Origin of the sequence: Nonomuraea thailandensis, from assembly GCF_024172165.1 — a bacterium.
Classification (GTDB): domain Bacteria; phylum Actinomycetota; class Actinomycetes; order Streptosporangiales; family Streptosporangiaceae; genus Nonomuraea; species Nonomuraea thailandensis.
Genome location: NZ_JAMZEB010000002.1, coordinates 12506325 through 12520215, shown reverse-complemented (window position 1 = coordinate 12520215; position 13891 = coordinate 12506325). Strand labels below are relative to the sequence as shown.

The window sequence follows — 13891 nt, the reverse complement described above, 5'->3', positions numbered from 1 at the left end:
ACAGGCGACGGCGGGGGCGAAGACGGTGAGGCAGGCAGCCGCGGGGGCGGCGATCGTGGGGCGGGACGGGGAGCGGGCGGAGTTGTCCGCGTTCCTGGCGTCCGCCCAGGGCCAGGCGCTCGTCCTCAGAGGCGAGACCGGTGTCGGGAAGAGCGCCCTGCTCGACCACGCCGCCACCCTCGCCGCCCCCGCGCACGACGTGATCAGGGCCGCCGGCGTCGAGGCGGAGTCCGAGCTGCCCTACGCGGGCCTGCACCAGCTCCTCTACCCCCTGCTCCCCCACCTGTCCGGGCTGGATGATGGGCACCGCGCCGCCTTCGACGTCGCCTTCGGGCTGCGCGAGGGCGGGACGCCGTCGGTCATGTCCCTCGGCATCGCCGTTCTGGACCTGCTGACCCTGGCGGCGTCGGGCAGGCCGCTGCTGCTGTTGCTCGACGACGGCCAGTGGCTGGACGCCTCCAGCATCGAGGTGTGCGGGTTCGTGGGGCGCAGGCTGGCGGGCAGCGCGGTGAAGATGCTGATCGCCGTGCGGTCGGACGTCGGCTCGCGCTTCGACACGGCCGCGCTGCCCGAGCTGGCGCTGGAGCCCCTGCCCGACGAGGCCGCCGGGCGGCTGCTGGACCTGCGCCATCCGGGGCTCGGCCCGCACACCAGGCGCGTGGTCCTGGAGCACGCCATGGGCAACCCGCTGGCCCTCGTGGAGCTCCCGCCGCACGTGGGGGCCGAGGAGCTGCCCGGGTTCGGCGCCGTCCCCCTGTCACGCCGCCTCCAGCACGTGTACGGCATGCGCATCGACCGCCTCGGCGCCCCCGTACGCGAGGAACTGCTGCGCGGCGCCCTCGACGGCGTCGGAGCGGGCCAGGGCCGCACCCGCGCCCCCGGCAGGCGCTACCGCATGCGCGACACCGGCGAGGCGGTGGCTGCCGGCCTGCTGGACACCGACCCCGTCACCGGCGAGCTCGTCTTCCGCCACCCGCTGGTCCGCTCGACCGTCGTCCAGCTCGCCACGCCGAACCAGCGCCGCGCGGCGCACGCGGACCTCGCCCGGCTGCACCAGGGCGACGTCGAGCGGCGCGCGCGTCACCTGGCGGCCTCGCGGGTGGACCCCGACGAGGAGGTGGCCGCCGCGCTGGAGGCGGCGGCCGAGTCGGCGACCCGGCGCGGCGGCGCGGTGGCGGCCGTGGCCTGGCTGACCCGGGCGGCGGAGCTGAGCGAGACCCCGGCCGACCGGTCCAGGCGGCTCGGCGACGCCGCGTTCATCGCCGGGCACGCCGCGCTCCTGGACCAGGCGCAGAGACTCGTCCGCTCGGATCCGGCGCCGGGCCCGGCCGAGTCCCCCGCCACGGCCATCGCCGGCGCGTACGTCGCCCTGTACGAGGACGGCGACGTGCGCTCCGCGCACCACCGGGTCGCGGCGGCGATCGAACACCTGGCGGACGAATCCCCGGAGGTGCTCACCCGGCTCGTGGACCTGCTGCTCGCCACCAGCCAGTACGCCGGCGACGCCGTCTCCTGGCATCGGGCGGAGGAGCTGCTGCGCGCCCTGGGCGACCGCGTCCACCCGCGCTCGGCCCTCTACCGCGACGCGTGGAGCGACGTGGTCCGTCACGGGGCGGGCGTGGACGAGCGGGTCGAGCGGGCGTTCGCCGACGTGTCGGCCCTGGAGCCGTGGGACGTCTCCCGCCTGGCCGTGGCCGCGTACCACGTCGACACGCTGAGCAGGTACCGCCCCCACCTGCAGCGCGCGGTGGACCGCGAGGTGGAGACCGGCGCCGTGGCGAACGGCATGACGATGCTGCACCTGATCATGCTCGACCAGCTCGCCGCGGGCGAGTGGGACGACGCCGAGCGGACGGGCCGGCGCGCGCTGGAGCTGAACACCGCGCACGGGAACGTGCTGTTCGCCCACCACACCCGCGCCTACCTGGGCCTCCTCGCCGCCGTGCGCGGCCGGCTGGAGCAGGCCCGCGAGGCCCAGGCGGTCGTGGACGCCTGGGCCCGCCCGCGCGGCGTCGGGTTCCTGACCCAGATCGCGGACGCCGTCGGCACGGCGGCGGCCCTCAGCGAGGGCGACTACGAGGCCGCCTACCTGCACGCCATCGGCATCACGCGGCCGGGCTCGTTCGAGCCGTACGCGCATCAGGCCGCGCGCACGCTGCTCGACCTGGTCGAGGCCGCCGTGCACACCGGCCGCCTCGATCAGGCCCACCGGCACGCCAGGGCCGCGCTGGACGCGGGTCTGCCGGGCGTCTCCCCCCGGCTGGCCGTGATCACGTACGGCGCGGTGGCGATGACGAGCGGCGACGAGAAGGAGGCGGCGGACATGTACGCGCGCGCCGAGGCCGAGCCGGGAGCCGCCGGCTTCCCGTTCGAGCTGGCCCGCATCCGCCTGGCCCGCGGCATCCGGCTCAGGCACACCCAGGGGCCCAGGGCGGCGCGGCCGCTGCTGGCCCGCGCCGCCGAGTCGTTCGACCGGCTGGGCGCCGCCGGCTGGGCGGAGCGGGCGCAGGCGGAGCTGCGGGCCTCGGGGGCGCCCGCCGGCGCCGCGTCGTCGCACCTGGCCGAGCTGACCTGGCAGGAGCGCCGGATCGCGGAGCTGGCCGCCGGCGGGCTGACGAACAAGGAGATCGGCGAGCGGACGCACCTGTCCCCGCGTACCGTCAGCTCGCATCTCTACCGGGTCTTCCCGAAGCTGGGCATCACGTCCCGCGCCGCGCTGCGCGACGCCCTGGGCAAGCTCCCCCGTTGAGTGCCGGTCAGGCACGGATGCCCCGTTCGGCGAGCCAGCGCAGGACGTAGTCCGCGACCGCCCGCCATCCGCTGTCGAGCACCAGCGAGTGCCCGCGGTCGGGGAACTGCTTGAGTGCGGTCACCGCCGTCGAGTCGCCGTACAGCTTGTACACCGCCCTGGTGGCCGAGTCGGGCACCAGCAGGTCCTCCTGCCCCGAGATCAGCAGCAGCGGGCCGCGGGCGGTGTTGCCGGTGTCCACGGTGGCGCGGGGATGCGGGTCGTCGCCGCCCAGCTCGGCCAGCAGCCGGGACGGCGCGGGGACCGCGTGCCGCTCGAAGAGGCGGGCCGACTCCTCCCGCGTGACCGCGTTGGCGAGCAGCCGGTGGAACAGCTCCGCGTCGAGTGACGCGGGCCACGGCTCCCGCGCGACCCCGTTCGCCGGGGCGGGCGCGATGGCGACCGCGGCGCGGCCCAGGTCGGCGCCGAGGAGGTGCTGGGCGATCAGCCCGCCCACCGAGTGGCCGACGATCACCGGCGGGGTGTCGAAGGAGCGCACGATGCCCGCGTAGTGCTCGGTGAGGGCGTCGAGCCCCAGCTCACGGCTGCTCTCCGGCTGCCGGCGGGCCTCCGCCACGGTGGCGGGCTCCCCCGGCCGCAGCGGTGCCGCGACGGCGTAGCCGAGGCTGGAGAAGCGCTCGCCCCACGGCTTCCAGGACAGCGCGTGCAGCCACGCGCCGTGGATGAAGACGACGGGAGTGGGGTTCACGGAGCCTCCGGAAGCGCTGGACGTGGGCCGCTGGTGAAGGGGAGGACCCCGTCCCGGGGCCGCCGCTGGACGGCCCCGGGGCGCGGATCGGTCAGTGCCGGGGCTTCGCGCACCGGTAGCTCGCCGCGTCGGCCTGGTCGCCGTGGCCGGTGTAGCGGGAGACGGACGGGTAGAGGCACAGCTCGCGCGTGACCGTCCTGCCGGAGGCGTCCTTGATGGCGGCGCTCAGCGTCTGCGGGGCCTTGCCCTGCTCGACCCAGGCCGTCAGGGCGCCCAGGGCGTCGGTGGGCACGGGGCCGGTGCTGGTGACGTTGCCGCAGTGGTCGACGCCGGGGGCGAGGAACAGCCGGTAGAAGTCGTCGACGCGGTGCGAGCCGCCCATGGCCCGCTCCACCCGCTCGCGGTAGTCCACGGTGCCCTGGGTGGGGATGAGCTGGTCGGATCCGCCGTGCCAGGTAAGGAGCCTGCCGCCGGCCCTGCGGAACGCCGACAGGTCGGGGTCGTCGGTGCCGATGACCGCGTCGTACTGGGCCTGGGACTGCGCGAACAGCTTGGCGAACCCGGCGTACGTGATCGTCGTCAGGTCGAAGGCGGGCCGGCGCTTCAGCCAGGTCGCGACCCAGGCGGCCGGGACCGGGAACGGCGCGCCCACCCGGTCGCCGTCGGGGCCGACCTGGGTGCCGGCGAGGTCGAAGCCGGCGCCGACGGGAAGACCGGCCCAGAGCTTCTTGCCCGACGGCGTACGGGGGCCGTCCCAGATCTTGCGGACCACGGTGGCGTCGGCCGCGGTGATGGTCACCTGCTCGCCCTCGCACTCGACCGTCTTGCCGACGAGCTTGCGCGGGTCGAAGTCGCACTTGGCGGGCTCGCCGATGACGCCGTCACGGACGCCGTCGAGCGGGTCGCACGCCTTGACGGCGGCCTGGTTGAAGGCGGCGAGCTCGCAGGGGGCGGGGAAGTTGCCCTCCTCGTTCATCACCACCTGCGGCCACAGGGTGGCGACCTCGAACTCGTCCCAGTTGATGGCCGGGGCGGTGGCGAGGATGCCGTCGTAGTCGCCGGGGTGGCGCTGGGCCTCCATGTAGCCCTGGCGCCCGCCGGTCGAGCAGCCGTTCCAGTACGAGTAGGAGGCCGGCTTGCCGTACACCTCGGCGATGACCTGCTTGGCGACGACCGTCATCTCGTGCTGGGACCGGTCGGCGAAGTTCTTCAGCAGCTCCTTGTTCACCTCGCCCGCGCTGTTCAGGGCCCAGGCGGTGTCGATGTAGGTGCTGACGCCGGCGTCGGTGGTGGCGGCGGCGTACCCGGTCTTGACCGCGCCGGCCAGCGCGGCGCCGTAGTCGCCGGCGGCGAAGGCGCTGCCGCCGACCGCCTGGAACCGGCCGTTCCAGCCCGTCTCGGGCAGCCAGACCTGCACCTTGGCGTGGTCGCCGACGCCCGGGTGGGCGAGCGTGACCGTGACCGCGCAGTGGGCCGGCACGCCGGGGACCTCGGTGCCGGGCAGCGGCGTCACCGGCGGGACGGTCACGGTGCCGGCCTCGCGGCGCTGCGCCGTCACGGATTCCACCGTGGTGCCCGCCGGCGCCTTCACGGCGATGGACGACGAGCAGTCGAACGGCGCGGCGACCGCGGCCACCGCGGCGCTGGTCGGCAGGCAGATCGCCGCCGCCAGCGGCACACCGGCCGCCAGGACGGCCAGGAGTCTTTTCATGAGGTTCCCATCAATCGAGTAAGCGTGTCGCTGAGCAGCAGGTCCGGCCGGTCCCTGGTGCGGTGCCCACTCTGGCCCGCCCGGCGGGCGCGGCACATCAGTCACATGACGGCCGGAACCGGCGGGCCGCTCGCGTACGGCCCGACGCACGACGGCGCCCTGGACTTTTCTCACCGCAGCCGAATGACCGTCATGTGACTGATGTGGCCGAGCCCGGCCGCGGCCCAGAGTGAGGGCGCCCCCCTTGGATCCACCTCTTCGGAAGGAAGTCTCATGGTCAGCATCAAGCGGCGGCTCCTGCTGGGCGCCCTGTCGGCGGGTGTCGCGATCGGCGCGCTGGCGGTGACCGGGCCCGCGGGCGCCACCACGGCCGGGCGGGCCAAGCCCACCGTCGTGCTGGAGCACGGCGCCTTCGCCGACGCGTCGAGCTGGAACGGGGTGATCGAGGAGCTGCGCCGGGACGGCTATCCCGTCGTCGCCGCGGCCAACCCGCTGCGCGGACCGGCGTACGACGCGGCCGCGCTGCGCAGCGTCCTCGACCACGTCAAGGGCCCCAAGATCCTGGTCGGGCACTCGTACGGCGGCTCGGTCATCAGCACGGCCGGCGCGAACGACCCCGAGGTCAAGGCGCTGGTGTACGTGGCAGCCTTCCTGCCGGCCCCCGGCGAGACGGCGCTGGAGCTGACGAACAAGTTCCCCGGCTCCACGCTCCCCGACGCCCTCGACCCCACGCCGTTCACCCTGCCCGGCGGCGGCACCGGCACCGACCTCTACATCAAGGCCGACAAGTTCCGCCACCAGTTCGCCGCCGACGTGCCGGCCGGCCAGGCCGCGCTCATGGCCGCCACCCAGCGGCCCATCGCGCAGTCGGCCCTGGAGGAGAAGGCCGAGGTCGCCGCCTGGCAGGACAAGCCGAGCTGGGACGTCATCACGACCCAGGACCTCAACATCCCGGCCGCCGTGCAGCGCTTCATGGCCGAGCGCGCCGGCGCCCACGTCACCGAGGTGCGCGCCTCCCACTCCGTGGCCGTCTCCCACCCGAAGACCGTGGCCAGGGTCATCGAGAGCGCCGCGCGCGCCACCGCCGGGTAGCGGAGGCGGAAATTCTCCGGGGCGATGTCGATTCCGGCGGCGCACGATCGACGCGTTACCGAAACCACCTTCGAGCACGCTCTGGAGATGTGATGAGCAACGTGATCATGCACAACGTCGTCTCGGTCGACGGCTTCATCGCCGACGCGCACGACGAGGTCGGCCCGCTGTTCGACTGGTACGGCAACGGCACCGCCGACCTCGGCGGCATCGGCAAGGTCTCGCAGGTCTCGGCCGACTACGTCAACCCGGTCTGGGCCCGCATCGGCTCGATGGTCATCGGGCGGCGCCTGTTCGACATCACCAACGGGTGGGAGGGCAGGCCGCCCACGGGCGACCACGTGGTCGTGCTCTCCCACCGGCCCAGGCCCGAGGGATGGCACCCCGAGGCGTCGTACCACTTCGTGGACGACGTGACCCGGGCGGTCGCGCTGGCCAGGGAGCTCGCGGGCGAGCGGGACGTCGCCGTCGCGGCGGGCGAGGCCGGCGGCCAGGCCTTCGCCCTCGGGCTGGTGGACGAGGTGGCGATGGACGTCGTGCCGGTCGTCTTCGGCTCGGGCAGGCGCTACTTCGGCTCGGTCGACGCCCAGCACCTGCTGGAGGACCCGCACGTGGTCGTCCGGGGCGACCGGGTCCTCCACCTGCTCTACCGCGTCCGGCGCTAGTCCTGCTCCAGGCGGAGGGGGAAGTGGCAGGCGACCTGGTGGGCGCCGCCCTCCAGGACGGGCTCGGTGGCGCAGACGTCCTGCGCCAGCGGGCAGCGGGTGCGGAACCGGCAGCCGGTCGGCGGGTTGAGCGCGCTCGGCAGCTCGCCCCGGATGGTCGTGTCCGGGCTGGGCGTGTGGCCGGGGTCGGGCGAGGGCACGGCGTCCAGCAGCGCCTGCGTGTACGGGTGGCGCGGCGCCCGCACCACCTGGCCGGCGGGACCCACCTCCACCAGTTTGCCCAGGTACATCACGCCGATGCGGTCGGCCATGTAGTCCACCACGGACAGGTCGTGGCTGATGAACACGTACGACAGGCCGAGCTCGCCCTGCAGGTCCCGCATGAGGTTGAGCACCTGCGCCTGAACCGACACGTCCAGCGCGCTGACCGGCTCGTCGGCCACGATCAGCCGCGGCCGCAGCGCCAGCGACCTGGCCAGGCCGATGCGCTGCAACTGCCCGCCTGAGAACTCGTGCGGGTAGCGCTCCAGCGCCCGCCGCGGCAGCCCGACCTGGTCGAGCAGCTCGCTCACCCGGGCGCGGCGGGCGGCGGCGTCGCCGACCTGCTGGATCTCCAGCGGCTCGGTGAGGATGGAGTCGATGCGCATGCGCGGGTTCATGGCCGCGTAGCTGTCCTGGAACATGAGCTGCACCTCGCGGTGCATGCGGTGGCGGGCGCGCCGGTCCAGGCCGGCGAGGTCGGTGCCGTCCACGACGATCCGGCCGCCCGTGGGGGCTTCGAGGCCGGCGACGAGGCGGCCGACGGTGGACTTGCCGCAGCCGGACTCGCCCACGATGCCGAGCGTCTCGCCGGGCCTGACCTCGAAGGACACCCCGGCCACGGCGCTGACGCGCCCGGCGGTCCTGCGCAGCCCCGCGCCGCCGGCGTCGTACTCCTTGACCAGGTCCCGCACGGTCAGGATCGGCTCGGCGGCGGCGCCGGACGCGGCCCGGCCGTGGCCTGCCGACGCCGCGATCGCCACGGGCTCGGTGACCGGGTGCAGGCAGGCGAACGCGTGCCCGTCCCCGGTGAGGGTGACGTCGGTGGTGCGGCACTCGTCGGTGGCGAAGCCGCAGCGCGGCGCGAAGCGGCAGCCGGTCAGCGGCCGTGACAGGTCCGGCGGCAGGCCGGGAATGCTGTAGAGGCGGCCGTCGGCGGCGGACTCGGGCAGGGCGCGCATGAGCGCCTCGGTGTAGCGGTGGCGCGGCGCGCGGAACAGCTCGGCGGTCGTGGCGGTCTCGACCACGCGTCCGGCGTACATGACGGCTACCCTGTCGGCGCGGCCGGCGATCACTCCCAGGTCGTGGGTGACCAGGATGACCGCCATCTTGAACTCTTCGCGCAGGTCGTCGATGAGCTCCAGGATCTGGCGCTGGGTGGTGACGTCCAGCGCCGTGGTGGGCTCGTCGGCGATGAGCAGGCGCGGGGAGCGGATGAGCGCCATGGCGATGACGACGCGCTGGCGCATGCCGCCGGAGAGCTGGTGCGGGTAGTCATCGACGATCTTGTCGGGACGGGGCATGCCGACCCGGCGCAGGATCTCGACGGCCCGCTCGCGCGCCTCGGCCTTGCTCACCTTCTGGTGCACGCGCAGCGGCTCGGCGACCTGGGCGCCGATGCGCATGGTGGGGTTGAGCGAGGTGAGCGGGTCCTGGAAGACCATGCCCATCTCCACGCCGCGCACCCGGCGCAGCTCGGCCGCCTCCATCGTGCGCAGGTCGCGGCCGTCGAACAGGATCTCCCCGCCGACGACGCTGCCGCCGGAGGGCAGCAGCCCCATGACCGACAGCACGGTCATGGTCTTGCCGCTGCCCGACTCGCCGACGATGCCGAGCGTCTCGCCCTGGTTGACCTCAAGGTCGACCTGGTCGAGCGCGTGCACCGTGCCGCGCCGCAGCGCGATGTCGGTGCTGAGGCCGCGCAGCCGCAGCAGCGGCTCGCTGGGAACCTCCATGTACGAAACCTCCTGCTAGCGCCGCCGGAGGCGGACCTCGAAGACGTCCCTCAGCCCGTCGCCGATGAAGTTGAAGGCGAGCACGATGAGGATGATGGCGATGCCCGGCGGGTACAGCAGCCACCAGTTGCCGCTGAAGGTGTCCGACAGGCCGTCGGACAGCATGCCGCCCCAGTTCGCCGCGGGTGGCGGGACTCCCAGGCCGAGGAACGACAGGTAGGCGACGTACAGGATCGCGTCGGCCACCTGGAACGTGGCGTTGACGATCACCGTGCCGATGGCGTTGGGGATGATGTGCCTTCGCACCGCGCGCCCGCCGGTGCCACCCATGCCGCGCATCGCCATGACGTACTCGCGGGTGCGCAGCGTCAGCGCCTCGCCGCGGACCAGCCGCGCGGGGCCGAGCCAGGCGAAGGCGCCGATGATGACGATCAGCATCGGCACCGTGGGCGTCACGATCGAGGCCATGAGCATGAACAGGAACAGCGCCGGGATCGACATCATCGCGTCGACCACGCGCATCATCACCGCGTCGACCCAGCTCCCGGCGAACCCGGCGATGGCGCCCCAGACGGTGCCCACGACCGTGGCCAGCAGACCGGCGGCCAGGCCCACCACGATGGACGTCTGCCCGCCGAGCATCAGCCGCCCGAGCTGGTCGTAGCCGACGCCGTCGGTGCCGAGCGGGTGCCCGTCCGTGCCGGGCGCCAGGTACACCTTGGTCAGGTCGGTGTGCACCTGGTCGGTCTGGTAGAACAGCGGCCCGAGGAAGGAGAAGACGGCCAGCAGCACGAACAGGCCCACGCCCACCAGGGCGAGCCGGTTCTCGCAGAAGACCTCCAGGCCCTGCCGCCACATCCCGCGTACGGGCCGCGCCTCTTCCTGAGCGGTCATGAGCGGCCTGCCTTGAGTCGTACGCGCGGATCGACCGCGGCGTAGAGCACGTCCGCGACCAGCGCGCCGAGCACGGTGGCCACCGAGATCAGCAGCGTGACGCCGAGCAGGATCGGATAGTCCCGCTTGAGCGCCGCCTGCCAGAACAGCAGCCCCATGCCCGGGTAGTTGAACAGCCGCTCGACCACCAGGGCGCCGCTGAACAACGCGGGCAGGTACATGCCGAGCAGGGTGATGACGGGGAACAGGCCGTTGCGCAGCGTGTGCCCGACGATCACCCGGCCCTCCGACAGGCCCTTGCTGCGGGCCGTGCGGACGTAGTTCTCGTTCAGGTTGTCGACCATGGACGAGCGGATGTAGCGGGAGTAGACCGCGACGGTGAGGATCGCCAGCGTGAGCGTGGGCAGCACCAGCCCGGCCGGGTCGGCCAGCACCTCCGCCATCGTGAAGCCCTGCGGGGCCTCGGGCGGCAGCACCGGCCACACCTGCGAGAACAGAATGATCATCATGAGACCCATGAAGAAGATGGGTGTGGCGTACGCCAGCAGCGACAGCCCGTTGATGGTGTAGTCGGGCCAGCGGTTACGCCGCACCGCCTGCACCACGCCCAGCGGGACGGCCACCACGACCGCGATCAGCGTCGAGGCCAGCGACAGCAGCATGGTCTTGGGCACCCGCTGCCCGATGGCCTCGGCCACCGACTGGTTGAGCTGGAAGGAGTAGCCGAGGTCGCCCTGGACCAGCCGCTGCAGGTACATCGCGTACTGCTGCCACAGCGGCCGGTCGTACCCCATCTCGTGGTTGAAGGCGGCGATCTGCTCCAGCGTCGCTTCCTTGCCCAGGATGGCCCTGGCCGCGCCTCCCGGCAGCAGGTGCAGGATCACGAACGTGATCAGCGTCACCAGGATCACGATGACCAGGGCCTGGCCCAGGCGCGTGAGGAGGTACCGGGTCAACGGTCAGCTCTTCCAGGACCAGTCTTGGAAGTACATCAGGTTCATCGGGTCCTGCGGCTCGACGCCCTGCAGCCCCGACTTGTACGCCGAGATCTGGTAGACGGGGTTCGGCATCCACAGCACCGGCAGGTCCTTGGCCAGGAAGTCGTTGTACTCCTGCAGCGCGGCGGCGTCGTCGGAGAACTGCGCCTTCTCGATCAGCTCGTCGGCCTCGGGGTTGCTGTAGCTGCCGAGGTTGACGGGGGCGTCGGTCTGGAACAGGCGCTCACCGGAGGCGAAGGCCGGGTAGTACCAGCTGCCCTGCGAGCCGAAGAACGACATGTCCCAGTCGCACTTGGACTCCTCCGGCTTGCAGGCCGGGGTGACCGCGACGGAGTCGGGCACCTCCTTGATGGTGAGCTGCACGCCGACCTTGGCCATCGCCGACTTGATCTCGGCGAACATCTTGGTGGTCGCGGCGAAGCCGGACTGGCTGGTGACGGTGAAGCTCAGCGGGGCGTCCTTGGCGATGCCCTCACCGCACAGGGCGGGGTCGGCGCAGGTGGTCTGCCCGTCGGGCGTGACCTTCCAGCCGTGGCTCTCCAGCAGCTGCTTGGCCTTGGCCGGGTCGAACGGGTAGGCGCAGCCCTGGCCGGCGGGCGAGCCCTGCTTGGCGGGAACCGGGCCGCAGGTGGGCGCGGCCATGCCGGACCAGATGACCTTGCTGATCGTGGGCTGGTCGACGAGCATCTGCAGCGCCTGGCGCAGGTATGGCTGCTTGAACAGCACCCCGGTCTTGGGGTTGTTGAAGTTCAGCTGGAGGTAGGTGATCGACCACCCGTACCAGGGGGCGACCTTGTAACCCTTCGACTCCAGGTAGGCCTTCTGCGACAGGTTCGCCGGCGGGATGTAGCCGTAGTCGATCTGGCCGGCGCGCAGCACGTTGAACTCGGCGTCGTCGCCGGTGAACGGCCGCAGCACGATCTTGTTCAGCTTCGGCTTGTCGGTGCCCGAGTAGGTGTCCTGCTTGGCCAGGACGACCTCGCCGCTGGGCACGTAGCTCTGCAGCTTCCACGGGCCGCTGTTGGTCTTCCACAGCGGGTTGGTCGCGTACGACTTGGGGTCCTTCGAGGCGGCGGTGAGCTCCTCGAAGGTCTTCTTGGCATCGCCCCGGTCCCAGGCGTGCTGGGGCAGCGGGACGATCCGGTTGAGCTGGTTGCCGACGAACCAGGCGGCGTTGTACGCCTTCTTCGTGGTCAGGGAGAAGGTCTTGTCGTCCTTGACCTTGAAGCTGTCGATGTTGTCGGGGAAGCCGCCGGGCTTGTAGGACGCCCACTTGTCCTTGTTCGCGGTGACGAGGTCCCACCAGAACTGCACGTCCTTGGTGGTGATCGGCTTGCCGTCGGACCAGGTGTTGTCCTTGAGCGTGATGGTCAGCGTCTTGCCGCCGTCGCTGACGGCGGGCGGCTCGGCGAGCGAGCGCTGGGGGTCGACGTTGTCGGGGCTGGATCCGTCGAGCTTGTAGCTGTACAGCTTGCGGTACAGGGCGGTGGAGAAGATGTCGTTCTCGCCCTGGGTGAAGCCGGGCGCCGAGATCGGCAGGATCCAGTTGGGCGTGCGGAACGCCACGGTCGCGGTGTCCGTGCCCTGCGCGCCGCCGCCACTCTGCTGCGCGCCGCCGCCGGCGCCGCCTCCGCTGCAGGCGCTCAGACCCAGCCCGATGGCCACCACGCCGCACACGATGCGGGTTCTCGTCCCCATGATTCTCCTCGTCGAGACGTGGGCTGCCCTCCAGGGGCCGTTCAGCCGGAGAATGTATAGAGGTACAAGTGGTAAGTCAATGCGAAAAATCTACTTTGTTCGTGACACTTATTTCGATGTAGAGTCCGCGGCGAAGGCATCTAGTGGTGATCGTCTTCTTGCTCGATGATGGTCTTCCTTCCAGGGAGAGGAGAGGCATGCCGGAGGAGCCCGCCAATCTGCGTGAGCAGGCGTTGAGCCTGCTGGCCAGCGGTAAGGCCGTCTCACGCGCGGATCTGGTGGAGATCCTGCAGGTGGCTCCCTCCACGGTCTCCAGCGTGGTGCGGCGCCTGCTGGAGGACGGCACGATCCTGGAGGAGGGCGTGGGCGCCTCCACCGGCGGGCGCCGGCCCAGGATCCTGCGCCTGCGCGAGGACGGCGGCGTCTTCGCCGTCGCCGAGCTGGGCGCCCGCCACGCCCGCGTCGGCCTGTGCTCGCCCTCCGGAGCGCTGCTGACGGCCGAGGAGTTCGCCGTCGACATAGGAGCGGGCCCCGAGGCGATCTTCGACCGGATCGCGGGAGCCTTCGACAGCGTCAGGACCGCCCACGCGCCCGGCCGGCGGCTGCTGGCCGTCGGCATGGCGCTGCCCGGCCCGGTGGACTTCCCGCACGGACGGCTCGTCGGCCCCGCCCGCATGCCGGGCTGGAGCGGCTACGACGTCCAGAGCGACCTGCGCGCCCGCTTCCAGGTGACCGCCGTCGTCGACAACGACGCCAAGGCCGCCGCGATCGGCGAGTACGTCACCCGGCGCGACACCGGCGACATGATCTACGTCAAGGCCGGCAGCGGCATCGGCGGCTGCCTGGTCAGCGGCGCCCGGATCTACCGCGGCGGGCGCGGCCTGAGCGGCGACCTGACCCACGTGCGGGTGGCCGACAGCGGCGAACGCGAGTGCTCCTGCGGCGGCAGCGGCTGCCTGGAGACCGCCGCCAGCGGCGCCGCGCTGGCCCGCGAGCTGGCCGGGCGCGGCCTGCCCGTGGCCGACATCCGCGACGTCATCGCCGCCACCATCAACGCCGACCCGGCCGTGGTGACCCTGGTGCGCCAGGCCGGCCGGCTGCTCGGCGTCGCGCTGTCGGGGCTGGTCAACTTCCTCAACCCCGACAGCGTCGTCATCGGCGGCGCGCTGTCGAGCCTCGACGTCTACGTGGCGGCCGTCAAAGGCATGCTCTACGAGCGGTGCCTGCCGCCGCTGACCCAGTCGTTGTCCATCGAGGCGAGCATCGCCGGCCCCGACGCGGCCCTCATCGGGCTGGGCCAGCTCCTGCGGGAGACGGCCGACATCCGTCCCTCCTAGAAAGC

Annotated in this window: 10 protein-coding genes; 4 read left to right on the top strand and 6 right to left on the bottom strand. The window is 72.4% G+C overall.

Features of this window, described 5'->3' with window-relative positions; translation table 11 throughout:
• Positions 1 to 25 precede the first annotated feature (25 nt).
• A complete protein-coding gene (locus tag HD597_RS65590) occupies positions 26 to 2749 on the top strand; it encodes a helix-turn-helix transcriptional regulator (RefSeq protein WP_308210946.1) in 2724 nt (907 codons plus the stop codon).
• Positions 2750 to 2756: 7 nt separating this feature from the next.
• On the opposite strand, the gene HD597_RS62210 is transcribed toward HD597_RS65590, so the two are convergent.
• Both HD597_RS62210 and HD597_RS62205 read right to left on the bottom strand, forming a co-directional pair.
• On the bottom strand, positions 2757 to 3497 hold the full coding sequence (locus HD597_RS62210) for an alpha/beta hydrolase (RefSeq protein WP_253758803.1): 741 nt from the start codon (positions 3495 to 3497) through the stop codon (positions 2757 to 2759).
• Positions 3498 to 3588: 91 nt separating this feature from the next.
• Positions 3589 to 5208 (bottom strand): DUF6351 family protein, encoded by a 1620-nt coding sequence (locus HD597_RS62205; RefSeq protein WP_253758802.1) that lies wholly within the window; start codon positions 5206 to 5208, stop codon positions 3589 to 3591.
• Positions 5209 to 5481: 273 nt separating this feature from the next.
• Between HD597_RS62205 and HD597_RS62200 the strand changes: the two genes are divergently transcribed.
• Complete coding sequence (locus HD597_RS62200) at positions 5482 to 6300, top strand: alpha/beta fold hydrolase (RefSeq protein WP_253758801.1); 819 nt, start codon at positions 5482 to 5484, stop codon at positions 6298 to 6300.
• Between the two features lie 92 nt (positions 6301 to 6392).
• Complete coding sequence (locus tag HD597_RS62195; protein WP_253758800.1) at positions 6393 to 6965, top strand: dihydrofolate reductase family protein; 573 nt, start codon at positions 6393 to 6395, stop codon at positions 6963 to 6965.
• Here the strand turns inward: HD597_RS62195 and HD597_RS62190 are convergent.
• The 4 genes from HD597_RS62190 to HD597_RS62175 are packed head-to-tail and all read right to left on the bottom strand — an operon-like array spanning position 6962 to position 12549.
• Positions 6962 to 8959, bottom strand: a complete 1998-nt coding sequence (locus tag HD597_RS62190; protein ID WP_253758799.1) for an ABC transporter ATP-binding protein — start codon at positions 8957 to 8959, stop codon at positions 6962 to 6964. The two genes, HD597_RS62195 and HD597_RS62190, sit on opposite strands and share 4 nt — an antisense overlap.
• A gap of 15 nt (positions 8960 to 8974) precedes the next feature.
• Positions 8975 to 9853: an ABC transporter permease gene (locus tag HD597_RS62185; RefSeq protein WP_253758798.1), complete on the bottom strand. Its 879-nt coding sequence runs from the start codon at positions 9851 to 9853 to the stop codon at positions 8975 to 8977.
• Entirely contained in the window at positions 9850 to 10809 is a 960-nt protein-coding gene (locus tag HD597_RS62180) for an ABC transporter permease (RefSeq protein WP_253758797.1), read from the bottom strand. The genes HD597_RS62185 and HD597_RS62180 overlap by 4 nt, the downstream gene beginning before the upstream one ends.
• 3 nt (positions 10810 to 10812) lie before the next feature.
• The gene (locus HD597_RS62175) at positions 10813 to 12549 is read right to left on the bottom strand and encodes a peptide ABC transporter substrate-binding protein (protein ID WP_253758796.1); all 1737 of its coding nucleotides are present in this window, start codon (positions 12547 to 12549) and stop codon (positions 10813 to 10815) included.
• 197 nt (positions 12550 to 12746) lie between these two features.
• Here HD597_RS62175 and HD597_RS62170 point away from each other — a divergent pair, with 197 nt between their 5' ends.
• Entirely contained in the window at positions 12747 to 13886 is a 1140-nt protein-coding gene (locus HD597_RS62170) for an ROK family transcriptional regulator (RefSeq protein ID WP_253758794.1), read from the top strand.
• Positions 13887 to 13891: the final 5 nt, after the last annotated feature.

Excerpts from the sequence above, each read along its gene's own strand:
- HD597_RS62175 (WP_253758796.1), bottom strand. The coding sequence starts at position 12,549 with ATGGGGACGAGAACCCGCATCGTGTGCGGCGTGGTGGCCATCGGGCTG.
- HD597_RS62205 (WP_253758802.1), bottom strand. The coding sequence starts at position 5,208 with ATGAAAAGACTCCTGGCCGTCCTGGCGGCCGGTGTGCCGCTGGCGGCG.
- HD597_RS62200 (WP_253758801.1), top strand. The coding sequence starts at position 5,482 with ATGGTCAGCATCAAGCGGCGGCTCCTGCTGGGCGCCCTGTCGGCGGGT.
- HD597_RS62185 (WP_253758798.1), bottom strand. The coding sequence starts at position 9,853 with ATGACCGCTCAGGAAGAGGCGCGGCCCGTACGCGGGATGTGGCGGCAG.
- HD597_RS62170 (WP_253758794.1), top strand. The coding sequence starts at position 12,747 with ATGCCGGAGGAGCCCGCCAATCTGCGTGAGCAGGCGTTGAGCCTGCTG.
- HD597_RS62195 (WP_253758800.1), top strand. The coding sequence starts at position 6,393 with ATGAGCAACGTGATCATGCACAACGTCGTCTCGGTCGACGGCTTCATC.
- HD597_RS62190 (WP_253758799.1), bottom strand. The coding sequence starts at position 8,959 with ATGGAGGTTCCCAGCGAGCCGCTGCTGCGGCTGCGCGGCCTCAGCACC.